This is a genomic window from Methylobacterium sp. P5_C11 (assembly GCF_054049775.1).
This window is the reverse complement of the sequence record NZ_JBFULS010000042.1, coordinates 29,847-48,638: the sequence shown is the minus strand read 5'-3', so window position 1 is coordinate 48,638 and position 18,792 is coordinate 29,847. Positions and strand designations below refer to the sequence as shown.

General features: G+C 60.1%; 10 protein-coding genes and 1 pseudogene. 6 read left to right on the top strand and 5 right to left on the bottom strand.

Annotated features, from left to right (window positions below):
• Positions 1 to 549 precede the first annotated feature (549 nt).
• The 4 genes and pseudogenes from ACXJKQ_RS19815 to ACXJKQ_RS19800 form a co-directional block, all read right to left on the bottom strand.
• The gene (locus tag ACXJKQ_RS19815) at positions 550 to 1,836 is read right to left on the bottom strand and encodes an O-antigen ligase family protein (RefSeq protein WP_457107434.1); all 1,287 of its coding nucleotides are present in this window, start codon (positions 1,834 to 1,836) and stop codon (positions 550 to 552) included.
• Positions 1,837 to 5,011: 3,175 nt separating this feature from the next.
• Positions 5,012 to 5,701: pseudogene (locus ACXJKQ_RS19810) on the bottom strand (IS5 family transposase).
• A gap of 467 nt (positions 5,702 to 6,168) precedes the next feature.
• Entirely contained in the window at positions 6,169 to 7,212 is a 1,044-nt protein-coding gene (locus ACXJKQ_RS19805; protein WP_457107433.1) for an NAD-dependent epimerase/dehydratase family protein, read from the bottom strand.
• A gap of 137 nt (positions 7,213 to 7,349) precedes the next feature.
• Positions 7,350 to 8,018, bottom strand: coding sequence for a sugar transferase (locus ACXJKQ_RS19800; RefSeq protein ID WP_457107432.1), 669 nt, complete (start codon positions 8,016 to 8,018; stop codon positions 7,350 to 7,352).
• A 1,321-nt stretch (positions 8,019 to 9,339) separates the two neighbouring features.
• Here ACXJKQ_RS19800 and ACXJKQ_RS19795 point away from each other — a divergent pair.
• From ACXJKQ_RS19795 to ACXJKQ_RS19770, 6 genes are all read left to right on the top strand, one after another.
• A complete protein-coding gene (locus ACXJKQ_RS19795; protein ID WP_457107431.1) occupies positions 9,340 to 10,302 on the top strand; it encodes a WecB/TagA/CpsF family glycosyltransferase in 963 nt (320 codons plus the stop codon).
• A gap of 134 nt (positions 10,303 to 10,436) precedes the next feature.
• The gene (locus ACXJKQ_RS19790) at positions 10,437 to 11,600 is read left to right on the top strand and encodes a glycosyltransferase family 4 protein (protein ID WP_457107430.1); all 1,164 of its coding nucleotides are present in this window, start codon (positions 10,437 to 10,439) and stop codon (positions 11,598 to 11,600) included.
• 65 nt (positions 11,601 to 11,665) lie between these two features.
• Positions 11,666 to 12,664, top strand: a complete 999-nt coding sequence (locus ACXJKQ_RS19785) for a glycosyltransferase family 2 protein (protein WP_457107429.1) — start codon at positions 11,666 to 11,668, stop codon at positions 12,662 to 12,664.
• 472 nt (positions 12,665 to 13,136) lie between these two features.
• A complete protein-coding gene (locus ACXJKQ_RS19780; RefSeq protein WP_457107428.1) occupies positions 13,137 to 15,548 on the top strand; it encodes a WD40/YVTN/BNR-like repeat-containing protein in 2,412 nt (803 codons plus the stop codon).
• 198 nt (positions 15,549 to 15,746) lie between these two features.
• Positions 15,747 to 17,318 carry a UbiA family prenyltransferase gene (locus ACXJKQ_RS19775; RefSeq protein ID WP_457107427.1) on the top strand — a complete coding sequence of 524 codons (1,572 nt, stop codon included), beginning with the start codon at positions 15,747 to 15,749 and terminating at the stop codon, positions 17,316 to 17,318.
• Between the two features lie 4 nt (positions 17,319 to 17,322).
• Complete coding sequence (locus tag ACXJKQ_RS19770) at positions 17,323 to 17,742, top strand: GtrA family protein (protein ID WP_457107426.1); 420 nt, start codon at positions 17,323 to 17,325, stop codon at positions 17,740 to 17,742.
• Positions 17,743 to 18,254: 512 nt separating this feature from the next.
• On the opposite strand, the gene ACXJKQ_RS19765 is transcribed toward ACXJKQ_RS19770, so the two are convergent.
• Positions 18,255 to 18,416 (bottom strand): hypothetical protein, encoded by a 162-nt coding sequence (locus ACXJKQ_RS19765; RefSeq protein WP_457107425.1) that lies wholly within the window; start codon positions 18,414 to 18,416, stop codon positions 18,255 to 18,257.
• Positions 18,417 to 18,792: the final 376 nt, after the last annotated feature.

Here is an 18,792-nt window from a genome sequence, read left to right as displayed (position 1 = left end):
AATCGGACCGGAATCGCGTCTGCCAAGACGGCGACCAGCAAAAACCCCGGCGCCACCATCAAAGAGCCGACGAGCATCAGACTCGCGGCCTGTGTAGCAATCGCTGCCATAGTGCCCTTTGAGAGATTGCTGCTCGCAGGACGATACTACAATGAAAAATTCTTATGCGCAATGTACCATTCATAGCCACCCAACGAAGACTTCAAAGGAAGCACGTCAGGCGTCGGGCGGCGATCGATACTTTCCCTGACGCGCCCGTGACGTCAGAGATCGGATTTTATGGCGTACATTAATGCGTAATTCTMGATCTTGCGTCCATCCGAAAACACTTTGATCAAGATCCATGCAAGGACACTGCCTCCGGATCTGCAAATTCGGGGTCTCGCGGTGCTACGGGATTCGTCCGCTGCGTCCGGTCGAATTTTCTGGGCGCAGCCGCCACTCATGTGCTGATTGGAGTTCAACTGAAACGGTTTGTCCCTAAATTCATCGTCAGCCAGCATTTTGTATTTAGCAAATGTCAAACGCATCAACCGTCGACATTCCAATCTAAGATGATCGGCTGGTATCATTGCCAAACATCATCATGCACAAAACGGCGACGATCATAAAGTGAAGAATATGATCTCGCGCGAGGAACGTGGACTCCGTAAAATTGTGYCCAATACAAAAGACCAATACGGCCAGATACAGAGCGCCGTCCCGGTCGTCATATCCCGGATGGCTCAAAAGCCTTGCAACGGGCCGTATTAAAAGACAATACACGGCAATTGCAAGGCCAGGAAGGCCGATCTGCGAAGCAATATCCAAATAGCCATTGTGCCCCTGGGAGGCAATCTCGAACCAACTTCCTCCTTTAGCGTAATCATAAACCGGGCTCACCGTACCAATGTACCAAAATGAGCCATATCCGGCCCCCAAAAACCAGTGATCGGCAATATAAGCAATCAACACGCGCCAGATTTGTGAGCGGCCGGTCAAGGTGTCGTCCCGATCCAGCGGGGCCATCAACACCTCGCCATACCACAGCAGGCCGACCCCCAGGCAAAAGGCCGCCGTCAATGCGGCCATCAAGGCAAACGGCCAGTTTCGATGATTATTGGCGCGGAACGCGTGCCCTAATAGAACGGCCAAGAGAAGGAGGGCCGTCGAAGTTTTGGATCCCGTTTTGACCAAGAATACAAAGGATGCCACGACGGCAATCCATTTCAATAAAGGATTTTGTTGCCCATTTCCGAACAAGAAAATCAGTACGGTTATTGCGCATATTGCGCCCATAAAGTTCTTTTCAGGATAAATCCCGCGCCAGTCACCGATGAGGGCCGCATCTCGGCCAGCTTCGAACTGGTGGATCCCGATGTTCGGGAACAACGCAACGGCCGCATAGCTCGCGACAACGGCCAGCAGCAGAACGATCCGGATATGAGCGATCGTCTTCGAGACCCCGAGTGATTGAATCGCAACAGCCGTAGACAGCGCAACGATTGTTGTTAACCCCAAACGACGCGTCGCGATGGAAGGATCGATAGCCCAAATGATGCTCAGCCAAGAATAAGCCAGCACCACACAGATGCTTGTCGGAAGCGCGGACAAGACCCGGAGATCACGATGCGCATTCGATCCGAACATGATGACCAACAGAATGAAGACATATCCCAATTGCCGGATCGGATTTCCTTCCGCCATCGAAGAAGCGTCGCCGCCGCTCAACCCATCCTGTGTGATCGGCGCGCTGACAACCATCACGCAGAGCGCAAAGAAAGCGATCGACAAGAGACTCTCATGAGCGACATGCCCCGAAATATCTTTATCGACATCGAAACGATCTGCTCTCATAGACTTCCCTTCACKCGCCTCGAAAACAGAACTGGCCAATTTGGAAATAGCGATGACCTTAGCTTGAGATCGTCGGCGACAGCGCTCTATGCCCGCTCACACAGACACGACAAGTTCGAAATCGTTGAGCTATGTAAACGATCCAAAACATGTCTCGGCTTCATTTTTGCTTCAGAGATCCGATATAATTAGTGACGGTACTGAACCCAGCCRCACGGCTCCATGAGCGCTGTCGCATTCGATTGCTTATCGTGTAGGAAGACACGAAAAAGATGCAGCTTTGGATCCGTGTGCATCGAGAAAATATAGGATCCTGAGCGCCAATCTGTCCAGCTCAGTATGAGCAGCCGCCTCTTGCGGCGAGCCATTGCTACCGACGCCGTAGCGTTCCCAGATTCTGAAATTCGCGTTCATGCGCTGCCCGTCCAGCGCTCAGGAGCGTCCGACAAAGCCTCTGTTCGATATGCCGGTCAGCGCCGCGCGGTGGGATGTTCGAGGGCGACCGCCGTTCGGCTTGGCCGGCTCAGGCTGTAGCAAGGGTTCGCTCACCACCCGCAGGCCGTCAGAAAGAAGCGGTGACGCCATCCCTCCTGGACGCGCAGCTATGGGTTTTGTGCGACGCTCGTAGCTCGGCGTTGGCCACCCGCGGCGGATCGCGTGGGCCGAGGGGACGAAGCAGGCCAGACGGGTCGACCGGTGGTGCCCTCGCCAAGAGACGCCGTCATGCTGCTCCTGCCTGTCGGTTCGCCGGGATCATCCTGGCGTTCGACGACAGGATTGAGCGCCGCCGCGGCAAATGCATCGCGACCAAAGGCCTTCACCGCGACGCGGTCCGCTCCTCCGATAGCCACCTCGTCAACGCGAATGGACTGCGCTGGATGAGTTTGATGCTGCTCGCCCCTGTCCCCTGAGCCCGACGGGTCCGAGCCCTGCCGTTCCTCACCGCGCGGGCGCCTTTCGAGCGCATCTGTCGCGAACGGGGGCCTCCGGCCACAGGCCATTGCTCGATGTCGGCTGTCACGTGGCCCTGCAGGCCCGTCGCAAGCTGCCGAGCCGCGAGCGCGCGCGGGCTACCACGGCCGCAGGGTCCGCCAAACCAAAGCCGACCTTGGTCGACGCGCTCGCGGCGATGCGCGACGCGCTCTGGCGCGAACAGACTTCCGTGATGTCCCGCCGACCACGCCGCGGAACGAATAGGCACCTCGTCCCGCCGCGACCCTGGGCTTACGTCCTCGGCCAAGCCGCATGATCGACCGAAGTCGAGCTTCGATGCGTCGGAATTTTTTAGGAGGCCGACGGATCGGAGAAACGCCGTCTGCCCTCAGTGCGGTACCAGCAGGAATCGATTTTTGAAGACCAGCGACCCCGGGGCCGCCTTTGATCAACACGTCGGCCCGATCGAGCAGCTAGGGTAAGGCGATCGCCGGCTGGCGCGCGGTAGACGCGCCTCTCCTTGAGGCCATTGGCACGGTGAGCGCCACAATCTGCCGCCTTACTCCAGTCCCTTCGAAAGACGTAGCCTTGTAGAAATTCTGTCCCTCGGCCGAGGATCTGCCGTCACATTGGGTAATATAATCGGCGAGGGATGAGCTTTACCACGACTGCATATGTGGGCAATTTGGGTTCGGCAGATTTCCGTGCGCGAGGGTGATATATGTTTTCCGAGCAACGGCGCATCGGTTCATTCAGTCTTTTGATGTGTCTATGCGGATGTTTAGGCGGATGCCTGAGCTTGACGAGTCTTGACTCAAGTATTTCGATACCGACTGTCAATTCGGCACCAGTTGCCGGACTCGACGATGGAGGAACGGTTGAGGCGCCTCGCCGACGTCGAAGCGGCGACGGCGTCGACCCGGTCGCCGTCCTCGCTCAGCGCCCCCATGAACAAATCGGAGTTGCAACTGCCGCAGCCCCCGAACACCTTCTGACCTTCACGGCCGCATCGTCGACGAGCGCGCCGTTATCCGCTGCTTCGCAACGGCGTGTTCAGTCGCCAGGGCGTCAGGTCAGAAACGCCGACATCGCAAAGCGGGATCGACAGGCGGAGCTCCTCATTCGGCAAGCCGTCCGATCGATCTGCGAAGGCTGTGAAAATCGATCGGTCGTCGCGTCCCGCCGGTAGCCGATGTCGCGGCCGCCACATCAAAGGCGAGACCAATTTCGGGTGGGCTCAGGCACTCGAAGCGGGCTTGATCGACGGGATCGGAAACGTAGCTCCCGACGAAACAGTTGCGGGGTCACAGCCCGGGACTGGTGATTGTCCGACCAGGTGTCCGTCTCCATCGAAAGCGACCGCATGCACCGCCGAGATGCTGGCCCCGACGCGCCGCCGACGAATGCTCGACGATCGGAGGCACGGCCAGGCCAGATCCGCCCTGCGATCAGCCATGGACATCCTGAAGTACCGTCTCCCGAGCTGCTTCGGCATGTGACACCCTCATCCGCCCGCACACCAGTCGGCCTGTGCGCTTCTTCCCAAGAGCGCTGGAAGCGCGAGGCTCGAACCCGCCATATCCGTCCAGTCCGCCTCAGGATGCAGCCGGCCACGGCAGTCAATCGGGCGCGCCGACGAAGCGGCCGCACTGTATCCTGCCGCGCAATACACCTAGAAACAGAAACTTGTCTCATCCCTTCCAATAGAAATTTTTGCGCGCTTGCTGTCGACAAATATCGAAGGATATGCGTAGTTAACACCCGACTGAATAGTAGAGTGTTCGGATTTGCGCTACGCTCGGCCATTTCTCAAATTTCAGGACCGCACTCACGGATACCGACCACGATCGGCCCGATTCTTCGACGGCTTGATCATCGTGGCTTTATGCGTCGTCTCAGCATCTTTAATCTGCATATCCATAATATATCTTATTGTATATCGCATCGCTCCGACCATCGCCCCGATCCATGCTTACCGAACCCTGACCGTATGGCGGCGTTTTAGCTCGCTCGCGATGCAGGAAATTCGATCTTGGCGATGATTGATTTGATCAGCAGCCGTTGCTCAAATTGAGCTTTCAATTGATGCCCATGAATTTTTGGCATTCGTTGACGGGACGGATATTACGTGAAGGTTCAGCGAGACCAGTGCTGGGCGTCAGTCCAAATCTCATGCCGTGATTCTGAGACCTGCAGGACCAGAAGATCGGCCCCCCATCAGGCCTCCGCCCTGCCCCCCAATCTAGAGGGGTCGCCATCTGAGGTGATCGATGGCAGCGGCAAGGCAGGGAATTCCATTGAAGCACGTGGTAGCCGTCTTGTAGCGCATAGCAACGGCTCGCCATTCTCCGAGCCGTGCCCAGATCGCTCGACGAGAGGGTGGGTTTTCCGAGGCCCCTCGAACGGACTGCCGGGGGCGACGGCTAGAGTCGCCGCGATCCGCGACGACCTGTTGGGGGAAGGCCCGGCTGGCGATCGAGCAAGGGCGGCATGTGCGGTGGTTCATGGGCTTGCCCTCGCCGATCCGGACGGCGAGGGCACGGCCTGCGCCGCAGGTGATCACGCAAGCCTTGGTCTCATAGCCAACCCCTGATCGGCCGACAGCTTCACGATTGTCTCGCTGGGTTGCAGATCCCGCCATCTCGCGGCTCCGGCCGCCTTTTGATGCGCACGCATATTGGCGCCGTCAAAGCACACGACGCCCCGCAGAACGCCGCGCCCCTACAGACGGCCGGGCAGTCGATCCCAAACCGCAGCGCGCGACCACCGGACGAAAATCTGCGCTGCACGCCACCACGGCCCAAGCCCTTCCGGGATCGCGCGCCACTTGGCCGGTCCCGATGCCGCTTCAGGATCGCCGAAAGCGTGCCCCGCAGGTCCGTGACGGCGGTCTCGCCACCTTCGGCCGGCATGCCTCGACCAGCGGCTGCAGAACAGCCCATTATACGTCGCACAACATCGCCCCCTTCAGCGCGGGAGCAGAGAACGCACGCTGAGCCAATGGATCAGGCGAGGACACGCCGAGTCGGCCGATATGGCGCGGCGGCATTTCCTGCAGCCCATGCCCGATCGGTTGTCCTTCGCCGGGATGCTGGCGCCACGTGAGGTCTCCCTTACCCGCGCACAGCGCACCGTCGCGACCATTCATTGCCCACACCTCAGAGCCGAGGACATCCCGGCAGCCATTCGGCTCCATCTTTCCGGGGGCCGGCCCGCCACGGGAGCGTCGCGTGCCCCCTCTCTGGCGGGATGAACTGCCGGTCACCGGCGACCGACATCTTGGGAACATAGGATTCCCTCGATGGAGGCCGCATTCGGCCGGCGGCTCTTCGGAAACGGCGGACAAGCATCTTCCGATTACTCCCGCACTCCCAAAAAGCGCGTCCGGTTCCGATCTGCTCACCGGACCAAAACCACGTTTCCGCTCACATGCCGGTGGGCGAGACCAAGACCAACGCCTTTCGCCGCGAGGAGGGAGCGATACCATTCGACCGTATGACAACACGGCGCATTGCCCGCACGCCCATCCCGGAGTGCATCCTGCAGATCCGACACAGCGCTACCGATCGACCGATGCGCCCGAAACTTCAGTCGTTCCTCAGCTTTCTTGAAGCTGACCCGATAGTTCCGACGGTCCGTACCGGCACCAATATACGAGACCGCTGGCGCGACCTCGCTCGCCAGCCAGACTTGGTACGCGATCTCCGAGATCTGGTAATTCTCTCGGCCTATGTTGAACACCTGGCCAGCCACGGCCCGGTCGGACGCCTCGAGGGCGAGAAGAAACGCTCGCGCGACGTCATCGACATGAACCAGGGGACGCCACTGCGCGCCATCTCCGACGACGCTGATGCAGCCGAGTTCGTAAGCATCAAGGGCCATCTTATTGACTACCAAGTCAAACCGCATCCGCCGTGACAAGCCGAAGACCGTACCATTTCGCAACGAGACCGTGGTAAAATCCGAATTGTTCCGACTGAGTATGAACTCTTCTGCCTTTGCACATGTCTCTGCATATAGGGTAAGCGGCCGGAGCTCGGACTCCTCATCCACATCGCTTCCAATATGCTCGCCGTAGACGGCACAGGAGCTTGCAAAAAGATAGCGCGCGGCCCCGGCCCGCTCAGCGAGCAGAACGGAGGCTATCCGGCCCCGCTCGTTAATCGACCGCGTCAATTCTGCGTCGAGGTCGCCGGACGGATCATTCGAGAGAGCTGCCAGATCGACTACGATGTCGCAATCATCGAAGACACCGGGCGGATAATTGCGGATGTCGCACTGTAGAATCTCCATCGCGGGATGATCGCGGAAGCTGCGCAGGGACTGGTGCCCGAAGAAGAACGCATCGATGGCCCGAACGCGATATCCGCGCCCAAGAAGATGGGCGACGAGCACCGAACCGATGTATCCTGCTGCTCCGGTAACAGCGACTCTTTTCTGCATCGCGACAACCTCGCTCGCAGCTATCAAATGACGTTCTGCCGCAGCACCGATCTATCCGGCATGCGCCGGTCGAGCCGAAGTCATTTACACAGCGGCAACTCTTTGACTTACGATCATCGTGTTCGCAGATCGCAGCTTCAGTAAGCGTCTAGCTTGAACGCCAGACACATCAGAACCGTCTTCAGAACTATTTTTAGATCGAGCATGAAATTGGCGTTCGATACATACCAAAGATCCAGGGCAACGCGCCGCTCCATATCGGTGGAGCAGGGGGTCGCGCCTCGGGACCCGCTGATCTGCGCCCAGCCGGTTATCCCCGGCCGCACACGAAAGCGCGCATTGTAGCCCGGAATCAATTTTCCATAATAGATGTCATGGGAAACCGCATGCGGCCGAGGTCCGACAATCGCCATCTCGAATTTGAGAACATTCAACAATTGCGGAAGTTCGTCGAGACTGCTCCGTCTCAGGAACCGACCAACACGGGTCACGCGGGCGTCACTGCGGCTCGCTTGTTGGACGTCGGGCCCGTTTTCCTGGACATGCATGGTGCGAAATTTATAGATATTGAATTTACGGCCATTCAGACCGGTACGCCCCTGCCGAAACAAGACAGGTCCAGGACTGTCGAACGATACCAACACAGCGATCAAGGCGAGGAGCGGGGTCAGAAGGACGATGGCAGCAGCCGCTACGACCACGTCGATTGCAATACGCACACCATTCCAGATATTGGACGTATGGCCAGCGCCCACCTCAGAGTCAGGACCTGGGGTCGCCAACAACCCTGGTTCAGCAGAATTCATCGCTTAACCCTCCTCGATCTATTTCCAACAATCGATTGAGTAAAAGCGGCATTCAATTGACGCTTTCCCGCTCTCCATTCCCCAAGTGAAACCATCACCCTCGTCTTGCCAACGAAAACTCGCATTATCACGGGGCATTCAGAGTCTCGATAGACACGGAATCCGCAACTGAATTTTCATCACCACTCGCCGCGACCTAAAGAAATTGACCCGTCTCTTTCGCGAAGGACCATAGGGATGTACGGATGCTGACGGTGAAGGCGCGGCGGGTTATTTTCGTTGAAGCCTGCGACTTGGCGTCTTCGCAGCTCTGGTATTCCGTGCGATTAAGCTCGCATCTCAACTCGTATTCTGAACGCACTCGATCGCGCATGAGCGGCGCACGTCGCCAGACAGCGCGGCCGAAGACGCGGGTCGCAGAACCGAATCAATTTTCGATCCCGAGACACTTCCCGAATTCCCTATATCGGTTATCGCCCCGCTTCGCAATAGGGTTAACGGCCGATTAACGGTCCAAATTACTGACATTAAAAATGCTTTCTGCATCTCAATGCGTCGATTTTCTGATGGAGCCCGAACTGTTTGCGAAAGAAAACGTAGGTTACGCCGATATGATTGCAACAAAAACTGTATAAGTTCGCTCAATATTTTGCAAGTGACCGGTCATTAAATACGCTCCCGAGAAGAAGCGCGAGATGGCGCCGATCTTTCCGGCGCCCCCGGCGCTCGGGATCTGAAGGGCAAATCTCTTGTCCATCGACGCGCTGACCGGTCCTCGGGCATGCGTTGCCGCTTTCCTCGAAACCTCACCACAACGAATACACCGGCGAAACCGCGCGACGCCTTCCGTGTGTGTCGACGAGCCAACGGAAATAGCCAGCCTCAGCCCGGCTTGAGCGACGGCCCGGCGACTCAGAACCGAGGTTTCGGCCACTCTGTCCTTGGCATCAGGAAGTCGAATTCCGTCGCAGGGAGGCGGATTGCGCCAATCCAAGCGGATCAGAGCAGATCCTGTTGCGAAATCGTTGCGCTTTCTATCGCGATTCCTGCGTTCAAGCGCCGGCAAACGGGCTCATCGGCGCCGATCGTCTTGTCGAGGCTCGCCACTTCAAAGATCGAATCGGCCGTCTCGCATCACGAACGCACCTCATCCCGGTCAATTCAATTATTCTCCGGAACGACCCCTAAATTATGGATTGAAAACGCTTTTTTCTCCCGCGAATTTTCTATTGCGCTGCGGCGATCGAATGATTATAGGTTAAAAAATCGTTAAGGCGGAGTGATTGCCCTACACCCGAAGCGCTACAGGAGGGATGTAGAGATGTCGCGTCTGGACAGATTATCGACATGCTGTGAACGGACAGATGTTGCGGCGTTACGCAGCGGCACGGACGGCGCCTCAAGCCGAGAAGACAGTTTCTCCGATCTGCCTATGGGAAATACCGTGTCTCAGACGGCTGGCGCCAACCCGCCGGTCGATGATGCGGCGGAAAAATCGTCGATACTGCGTATTGGCGGTATTCCCACGACGGTCATATCGCGGAAACAACTCGCTCAGCAGATGCAAGGGGATTGCCGTTCCGCGTTGTCCGGCCGCCTAGCCGAACCGAAGCTGGTCATGGCGTCTAACGGTTCGGTCATAGCACGTTATCATTTCAATAACTCTTTTAGAAACTCGTTGTCAAAAGCCTCAATCATCGATGCCGACGGGGCCTCGCTGGTGTTCGCATCACGCTTGTTCTGTCGTATTCCTCTGCCGGAGCGCGTCGCAACGACCGATCTTATCCATGATTGCGCCGAGCTGGCTTCCCGCGAGCAAATACGTTTTTATTTCTTGGGCGGGAAGCCAGGCGTGGCATCGCGTGCGTCGCAGCGATTGAAGCTGCTATATCCGAACCTTCACGTCGTTGGGTGTCGGGACGGTTATTTCGATCGCGCGGACGAAGATAAAATCTGTTCTGATATCCTTCGCAGCGGCGCACAGGTCTTGTGGCTCGGCCTGGGTAGTCCCCTTCAAGAAGAGATCGCGTGTTCATGGCAGAGCAAGCTGGCAGGTCTGGCTTGGATCAGAACCTGTGGCGGACTTTTCGATCACATCGCGGAGGACGTCCCGAGGGCGCCACGGTGGATGCAGGATGCCGGTCTGGAGTGGCTATACCGCATGTATCAGGAGCCGCGACGGTTGAGCTTGAGATATTTGTGGTCTAATCCGGTCGCAGTGTTTCACCTTCTCACGAAGACATCAGATCGAACGAACGGCACCCATCGGATTGCGCTGGAATAGATCGATAAGCCGCTCCTAAAATGTTGAACCGCATAGGCGCACGGTTCAAATCCGGTCCCTGGATTAAGCGCTGACTCATGCAGAAATGCATGAGACCGACGGCAGGAAGAGACACCAATTGTGATGCGGCTGACATGTTGTTGACCGAGCCGATCGTGACGGCAGTGCAAGGAACCTCCGTGCCCTTGCGCCCGACGGTTTACTTCGTTGCCAACCATTCCGAAGCGGGCGGAGTAGGCGAACTCTGGAGCGATCTGTCCGTTGGCTTGACGGCCAAGGGGTTTCAAGCACGTCTCATTGCACTGTGGCCGGGTTCCGATACCTCGGAGGAAGCTGGTGGCCGTGCCGCATGGCGCTACGTCGCCTCTGAGAAGCCGAGATCGATCGTCTGTCTGCTGCGCTTGATCAAGCAACTTGTCCAGATTTTTAGAACGGAAGCCCCGGATTGCGTCGTGAGCGCGATGCCGGCCGCCAATCTGTTGGTGCCCATGGCAGCGTTGTTGTCGAACAGAAGCATTCGGGCGATCACATCGCATCATACCCCCGCCGACACCCTGGATTGGCCCATGAATTGGCTCGATCGATATGTGGGGGCGCCGCCGAACGTCTTTGCGTCAGTGTGTGTTTCGAAGACAGTAGCGACTTCGTATTGTCGTAGAGGCGGCTGGCTGCAAACGAAGCAGCGGGTCATCGCCAATGCGCTGCCGCCGGCGATCGAAAAGCATCTGTCGGAGCTGTCTCGGATAAGGCAGCAGCGTCTCGGGAACGAAGCGCCATTTCACGTCGTAAGCCTCGGGCGTATCTCGGCGCAAAAGAATTACGACGTGTTGATCAAAGCGGCGCCGGACATGCCGGGCGTGATTGTGAGTATTATCGGACGGGGGCCAGAGGAAGAGAGATTGCGCGACCTCGCTGATCGTCTGGGTGTCAAGGATCGCGTGATGTTTCGCGGATTCATGACTCGCAGGGAGGCACTTCGGGCGCTGGCTTCGGCCGACGTCTTCGTGCAGATGAGCCGTTTCGAAGGCCATAGCCTAGCGCTCATCGAAGCGGCCAAACTTGGGCTGCCGCTCGTCGTCTCGAACATTCCAGTCCAGCTGGAAGGCATTACCGACGAGTCCGGGCGGCGCTGCGGCATTCCGGTCGATCTCGACGATGCCCGCGGCTTGGCGGAGTGTATTACGCACCTGTCGTCCAACCGCGCTTTTTACGAGGAGATGGCCTTACGGTCGAGAAATGTGGCCGCGGGAATTTCATTCGACAAGACACTTGCACGATACGAAAGTCTTTTGTCTTGATTGCGAAGAATGAAGTCAATTTTTGAAATTCTGATGCAATTTCCATCTTCCAAGCGGAATTGGCCATGAAGCTCACGATCGGGATCAAGGTTCTCGACGAGGCGGAGCGGATCGCACGCGCGATCGAAACGGCTCTCGAAGCGGCCGAGCCGTTCGGTGGTGAGGTCGTTGTTGCCGATAGTGGTTCTACCGACGGCACACTCGACATCGCGGCACGATACGATGTGAAGATCGTACAGCTTGCAAATCCGTCCGAGCGGTCGTGCGGTGCCGGCGCCCAACTCGCGTATCGATTTGCCCGAGGAGAGTTCTTCTATCTTCTCGATGGTGACATGGAGATCGATCGGTCGTTCCTGCCGAAGGCGATCCCATTTTTGGAAATGCACCCGGATTTCGCGGGGGTCGGCGGCCGCATTGAAGAGGCGAATGCCGATAATCATGAATTTCGGACCCGAAAGGTCAACGCCGAAAAAAATTCCGCGTACTTTCCTCGGCTGGTCGATCGTCTGGATTGCGGAGGGCTCTATCGGGTCTCCGCCGTGAAGGCGTGCGGGTACTTTGCCGACCGTAATTTGAAATCGTTCGAGGAATTTGAACTGGCTTCGAGATTGATTTGCCAGGGCTGGAAGCTGACCCGAATCGATGTCCCCGCCGTAGTTCATTATGGGCATTCGATCGAGAGCTATAAGCTTTTGCGCACTCGGCTCTTAACCGGTTACGCAAACGGGGTCGGCCAGGTTTTTCGCGCCGTCCTCGGGCAGCCTCACTGGCGGCAGGCGCTTTCTAAACTCACGCAGGTCCGGACATGCGCACTCGTAGTCATCTGGTGGGCCGCGATCGTCGCATTGACGATCGCCGCAGGCTCGGACCGGCGTTACCTCACATACCTGGTCGTGGCATTCGCCGGTCCGATACTGTTTCTCATGCTGCGGCGCGGCTCGTTCCAGGGTGGGCTGTACTCGTTCGTGGCTTGGAATGCGGTCGCCCTCGGTTTTTTCGCGGGGCTCGCCGCATCGCGCCGACCGCCGACCGATCAATTGGATGCGGTCATCATCAAGGGTTGAGTGGTTATAATTCGAAATCGTCAATCCTGATGTGGCTTGGGCTCGGCGTAGATTCGGTTGATCTTTAGTATCTGCACGTTGGGAATTTTTCGACGTTCCGATCAGATCTGAGCATGGAGATTTTTGTTTCCGCGATGGCAGCACACGGGGCGGAGCGAACGATGATCATCACTTTGTATTCTCATTCCGGGATGATTCTGATTTGCTTCCCAGTCCAAAACCCGGCGCGTTCGAGACTCGCGATCGTCTCTGGGGCTCCGGGTCGCGACGGGATCATCACGCCACAGGCGCTCCGCCCCTCGGCGCCATCCTCCAGCCGTGGCGGGGCGACGTCCCGTGGTCCACGACGTTCCGTCGTCCAAGGCAAGGCGAGCCGCATGGTTCAGCTGAGGCGCGTTCCCAACGTCGTTGTCCGGGCCGGATGTCGGCGGTTTCCGGGCGTCCGGTTCAGTGTTGCGGCGGAGTGCAGGCCATGATGCCGACGGGCTTCCGTTTTGTGCGCCAGGGGATGGTTGGCCGGGCCGCGGTTGCTGATCGCGGGTGGAACCTGCCGCGGCGCTTGAGGCAGCGCGGATCGTCAACGACGGGTCCGCCCTCCTCCGCATCGCTACGCGGTCTCGCCGTATTGCTGTGGAGTCTGGCGGCCCTGACAGCCGCCCACGCGGAATCCTATCTGTGGCGGTCCGTGAAGCTCGGTGGGGGCGGCTTCATAACCGGATACTCTTCGGACGTCAGCGGGGTGACGCGCGTCGTCAGAGCGGATGTGTACGGAGCCTATATCTGGAGCGACACGGCTAATCGATGGGTTCAACTTGTGACCGCCGCTTCGATGCCGTCGACGTTTCGTGTCCAGAATGGAATGAACGAGGGGGTGTACGAGGTCGTCGTCGCACCCTCGGACCCGCGTCGGATTTATCTGGCGCTGAAGGGAAGGGTGTTCACCTCACAGGACGGCGGGCGGTCATTCGCAGCTTCGTCGACGGCACCGTTCGCGCATGGATTTGATCCGAATAGCGAGTTCCGCAATTCCGGGCCGTTCATCACGGTTGATCCCGAGCGGCCGGACGTCGCGCTTTTCGGCACTCCGGCCGACGGTCTCTGGCGCAGCGAGGACGCGGGTTTAACGTGGTCGCGCGTTCCGTCGGTGCCTCCGGCTAAAGATCTGCGCCCGTCCCAGGACGGGCACCAGAGCCCGGGCATCATCACGTGGTTCGAGAAAGCCGGCGGCCGGTTCACGGGGCGCGTCTGGGCGATGTCGGCCGGAAACGGTCTTTTCGCCTCGTCCGACGGCGGCAGAAGCTTTTCCCGGCTTCCCTCCAACGGGCAGGGCGGACCGTCGATGCTCAGTCAGGGGGCCTTCGCGCGGGATGGGACATTCTTCGGTGTCGATCTCGAGACTCGCATGGCTTGGCGCTACCGCGCAGGCGCATGGCAGAGCCTGACATCCAACGGCGCTCTGCCGAGCCTGCCCTTTGTAGCCGTGGCCAACGACGCGGACGACGCGCGCATCCTCATCATCGATCAGAGCGGAACGGTGTTTCAATCGACCGACGGGGGGCGCTCGTGGACGCGTCTGGCGCACGCGTCGCGGGTCGGGTCCGGTGACCCGCCGTGGCTTCGCGTCAGCAACGCCTCCTACTTCGCGATGAGCCGTATCATGTTCGATCCCGTGAAGAAGGATCGGCTCTGGGCTGGCGCAGGCATGGGCGTCTTCTACGCGGACCTGTCCGAATCGCCGCGAACGGTGACGTGGGTGAGCCAGACCCGGGGTATCGAGGAGTTGGTCGCGAACGACGTCAATCAGGCCCCGGGGCAGGCCCCCCTGTTCGCAGTCTGGGACTTCGGCATCCACGTCAAGCATGACCTGACGGCCTATTCGACGACCTACGGCCCGAAGGAGCGCGTGCTGATCGCCGCCCAACAGGTGGCGCTGACTCCCGCCAACCCGCGGTTCGTCGTGACGAATGCGTCCGATACCCGGACGTCCTGCTGCTCCGAGGATGGCGATGCCGTGCTGGCCGGGTACAGCTTGGACGGCGGCGAGAGCTGGACCAAATTCGCCACGCTGCCAACCCCGCCGGGTACCCGGCCCGATGACCCCTGGCGAATGTCGTTCGGCACCATCGCGGTCTCGGCCGGCGACCCGAACAACATCGTCTGGGAGCCGACGTACAACCGCGCGCCGTTCTACACAAAGGATCTCGGAAGGTCCTGGCAACGGGTCGTTCTGAGTGGCGAGACCCTGCCGTTCACGGGTTCACATCCACACATATACCTGTCGCGAAAGACCCTCACGGCAGACGGCACGCGGCCCGGCGTATTCTATTTGGTTCATAGCGGGGAAGGATCGAATCAACGTCTGCAAGGGCTTTGGCGAACGGACGACGGTGGCGAGTCGTGGCGCCAAGTCTTCATGGGTGAGATCGCGCCGAATACGGGATACGCCGCGAAGCTCCGCGCCGTGCCAGGTCGACAGGGCGAGCTGTTCTTCACATCGGGCATCCCCTACGCGACGGGCACGCCTTTGAGGCGCAGCCGTGACGGCGGGGAGACTTGGTCTTCGATCCGCGGAGTCAGCCAAGTCGATGATATCGCCTTTGGGCGGCCTGACCTCGCCGGCCATCCTACGATTTTCATATCCGGTCGGCTGAATGACGAATATGGACTTTGGCGATCAATTGATGATGGTGAGAGCTGGACCAAGATCGGGGCCTTCCCCGTCGGCACCTTGGATCAGGTCACTGTTCTCGGCGCCGATGCCGATCATTTCGGCCGCGTCTATGTAGGCTACGTGGGTTCCGGCTTCATGGTCGGGGAACCGGCCGACTGCAAAGCGAAGGCCTACGCATTCGGAGAGGACACGGAATGCTTTTCCTTGCGCTGAAATTCTCGAACCCGGCCTCTCTGACCACCATGCGTCTCGGCAGAAAGACGTTGTATCGACTCCTGCAATAGTTCTTCAGTTGCGTATTTCTCATCTCAGCGGCGACCCGACCGGCCGGATGTGGATCACTGCATCTTGGCGGCGCTGATTGAGGCGGCCCTGTCCACAATCGTTGCTGAGCGGAGCTTGAGGCCTGAGATGACGCGATCTGTTCTGCACGACACCCCCCCCCGGATTCAGTATGGCGGCTCACCGAGCTTGGTAGCCGGCTCCCTGCTGTCGGGGCAGATCGGTCCGGGAGTCGAGGCCGTTCGCCCGACGGCCTTCCCGGAACTTGGATCGCGCGAGGTGCCACTCATCCTCGACCTCGACGGAACGCTCCTGCGGACGKATGTGCTTTACGAGAAGGCGCTCGCGCTGATGCGGGCCGATCCGCTGAATATCCTGCGCATGCTCTACTGGGCGATGGGCGGGCGCGCCCACCTGAAACGACGCATGGCGCAGGCTGTCACGCTCGACATTGAGGCGTTGCCGGAGAACCCGGAACTGGTCGCCTTCGCGGAGGCCGAGGCCGGGAGAGGCCGGCCGGTCCACATGTCGACGGCCACCGACAATGTCACAGCCTCCCAGATCGCCCGGCGCTTCCCGTTCATCAGCAGCGTCATCGCCAGCGACGGGCAGACGAACCTGAAAGGGCGCGCCAAAGCGGCCGAGCTCGCCCGCCGCTTCCCGCTGGGCTTCGACTATGCGGGCGACAGCCGCGCCGACCTGCCGGTGTGGCAGGCCGCCCGGCAGGCGATCGTGGTAGGCGCCTCCCCGGGGGTGGAGCGGGCGGCCCGCAGAGCGGCCGACGTCGTCGGCGTCTTCCCGCGTCCGTCCTACGGTCGCCTGCTCCTCAAGAGCATGCGGTCCCATCAATGGGCCAAGAATGCGCTGGTCCTCGTGCCCGCCGTCTTGGCCAATCGCTTCCTCGACCCATCCGCACTCGGGTCGCTCGCGATCAGTTTCGTGGCGCTCTGCCTGATCGCGTCGGCGACCTACATCCTCAACGACATCTGGGACGTCGCGGACGATCGACGGCATTGGTCGAAGAAGAACCGTCCTCTCGCCAGCGGCCAGTTCCCGATCGTCTACGGTCTCGCCGCCGTGCCGGCCGGCCTCGGAGCCGGCTTCCTGCTCGGCGCGCTCGCGGGCCCGAAAGTGGTCCTCACGCTGGCAGCCTATACCGGACTGACGCTCGCCTACTCGTTCTACCTCAAGCGGGTGGTCCTGCTCGACGCCTTGACGCTCGCCAGCCTGTTCACGATCCGCTTGGCGGTGGGGACCGCCGCGGTGGCGGCGATCGCCTCGCCATGGCTGTTCGTGTTCTCGATGTTCCTGTTCACCTCGCTGGCGTTGGCCAAGCGCCACACCGAGATCGCCCGTGCCACGACGCGCGGCGCGGTCCAGATCAACGGACGCGGCTACGTGGCGGCGGATTTGCCCCTGGTGCTGGCCGCCGGTGTCGCGGCGGGCACGTCCGCGCTCCTCATCTTGGTGTTCTATGTGATCGACGACGCGTTCAAGCAGACCTTCTATGGCGATGTTGCGTGGCTCTGGGGCTTCCCCCTCGCGCTGTCGGTCATTTTGGGGCGGATCTGGGTCGCGTGTCAGCGCGGCACGCTGCAGGATGATCCGGTCGTCTTCGCGCTCACAGACCGGCTGGCGCTGACGGCTGGGAGTGTGCTCGCGATGTGCTTCGTGCTGGCTTGGGCGGGCCTGTCGGTCTGAGATGATGCGGCTCGGCCTGCAGGACCTCACACGGCTCGACCAGCGCGTCCGCTTTCTGCTCGCGGGCGGCTTCGCCTCGGGCGTGAGCTGGGCATCACGCTTCCTGTTCAGCACCGTGATGCCGTTCTCGCTCGCGGTCGCGACAGCCACTGCGGTTGGCATGGTGATCGGCTTCGTGATCTACCGCAGCTTCGTCTTCCCGGGCTCGTCGCGATCCTTTGCCGCGCAACTTGGAGGCTTCCTCCTGGTCAATCTCATCGGGGCAGTCGTAACCGTGGCGGTGGCGGTCGTCGCGCGCGATGGAGTGTTGATGCCGCTCGGCCTCACGACGGTCGCGGCGCCTGCCGCGCACGCCATCGGCATCATGGCCGGTGCCGTCGCCAACTACTTTGGACACAAGACGGTCACCTTCAAGATGCCCTGAACGCGACGTCGAGAGCGACGATCATGCCCCGGTGCAGCATCACCGGCCTCGTCGCCAGTAGTTGCCGTCGCGTACCCGCCGATCATCCCCCTGACCCTTGCAGCGTACCTCCGTCGGCCGGATCGGGGCGGTCCCCGCCAAGGCCGCACCTGTCGGTCGAACTGCGCCACCCGGCGCCGTCCGTCCCGGACGGCCGAAGATTCTGCGGCTCACCCGGAGCTGACCCGAGGAACTCGCGGCCCCGGAGGCGTCGGACAAAAACATAGGAGCCGGCGTGCCGAGCGGCCTCGGCTGGCCCGGCCGTCCTGACGCTGGACACGTGCTCGTACAGTTGGAGATGGTGGTCGGCCCGTTGCCACACGCCCGCCTCGGATCGCGCGTGTCCGGCGGTCATAAAGTCGAGCGGTCGGCTCGCCAGAAGCCCGTCTGGCGAAGAGCCTCGCACAAAACGCCCGTCGCACGGTCGCGTGCTGACGGAGAACTCCCAGGCATCGGGAGTTTTGTGCGGGTCCCTAGGCCGCACCGCGTTGGCGCGTGATCCAGCATCCAGCGATCAGAGCGGCACAGTTGCCGGCCATGAAGACCGCCAGGATGGAGGTGATCAGGCCACTGCCTATCGTCCAGATGAACGCGACGAGAGCCGCTGCAAAAGCCGAGGCGACGATAAGAACCATGTCTGGGCATCCTCGCTTCGAGTAAACGCTTGCTCAGGCCGGTCGTGAATTATCCTCACCAATCGTTGCATAAGTGTAAACAGCAAGTTCCCGGCGAAGCACTTCGACAAGGCCGGCCATCGAATGCGTATCGCGACGACGATCTCAAGCGTTGAACGGGACCGTATCCCGCCTCGGCCGCTCTGAGCAGGAATGGCGTAGGGCTTGGTCCCCCAGGTCTCGACTCAGTGGGATCCCCGCCAGTCCGGCGGTCGGGATCGCTTGACGGCAAGCCCGACCGTGATCGGAGCAGCATGGATCGCATCACGCAAGAAGGCCGATGGCGTCTGCGGATAAATATTCCGGTACCATGGGCCTCCCTTGAGCCGGCGCGCGT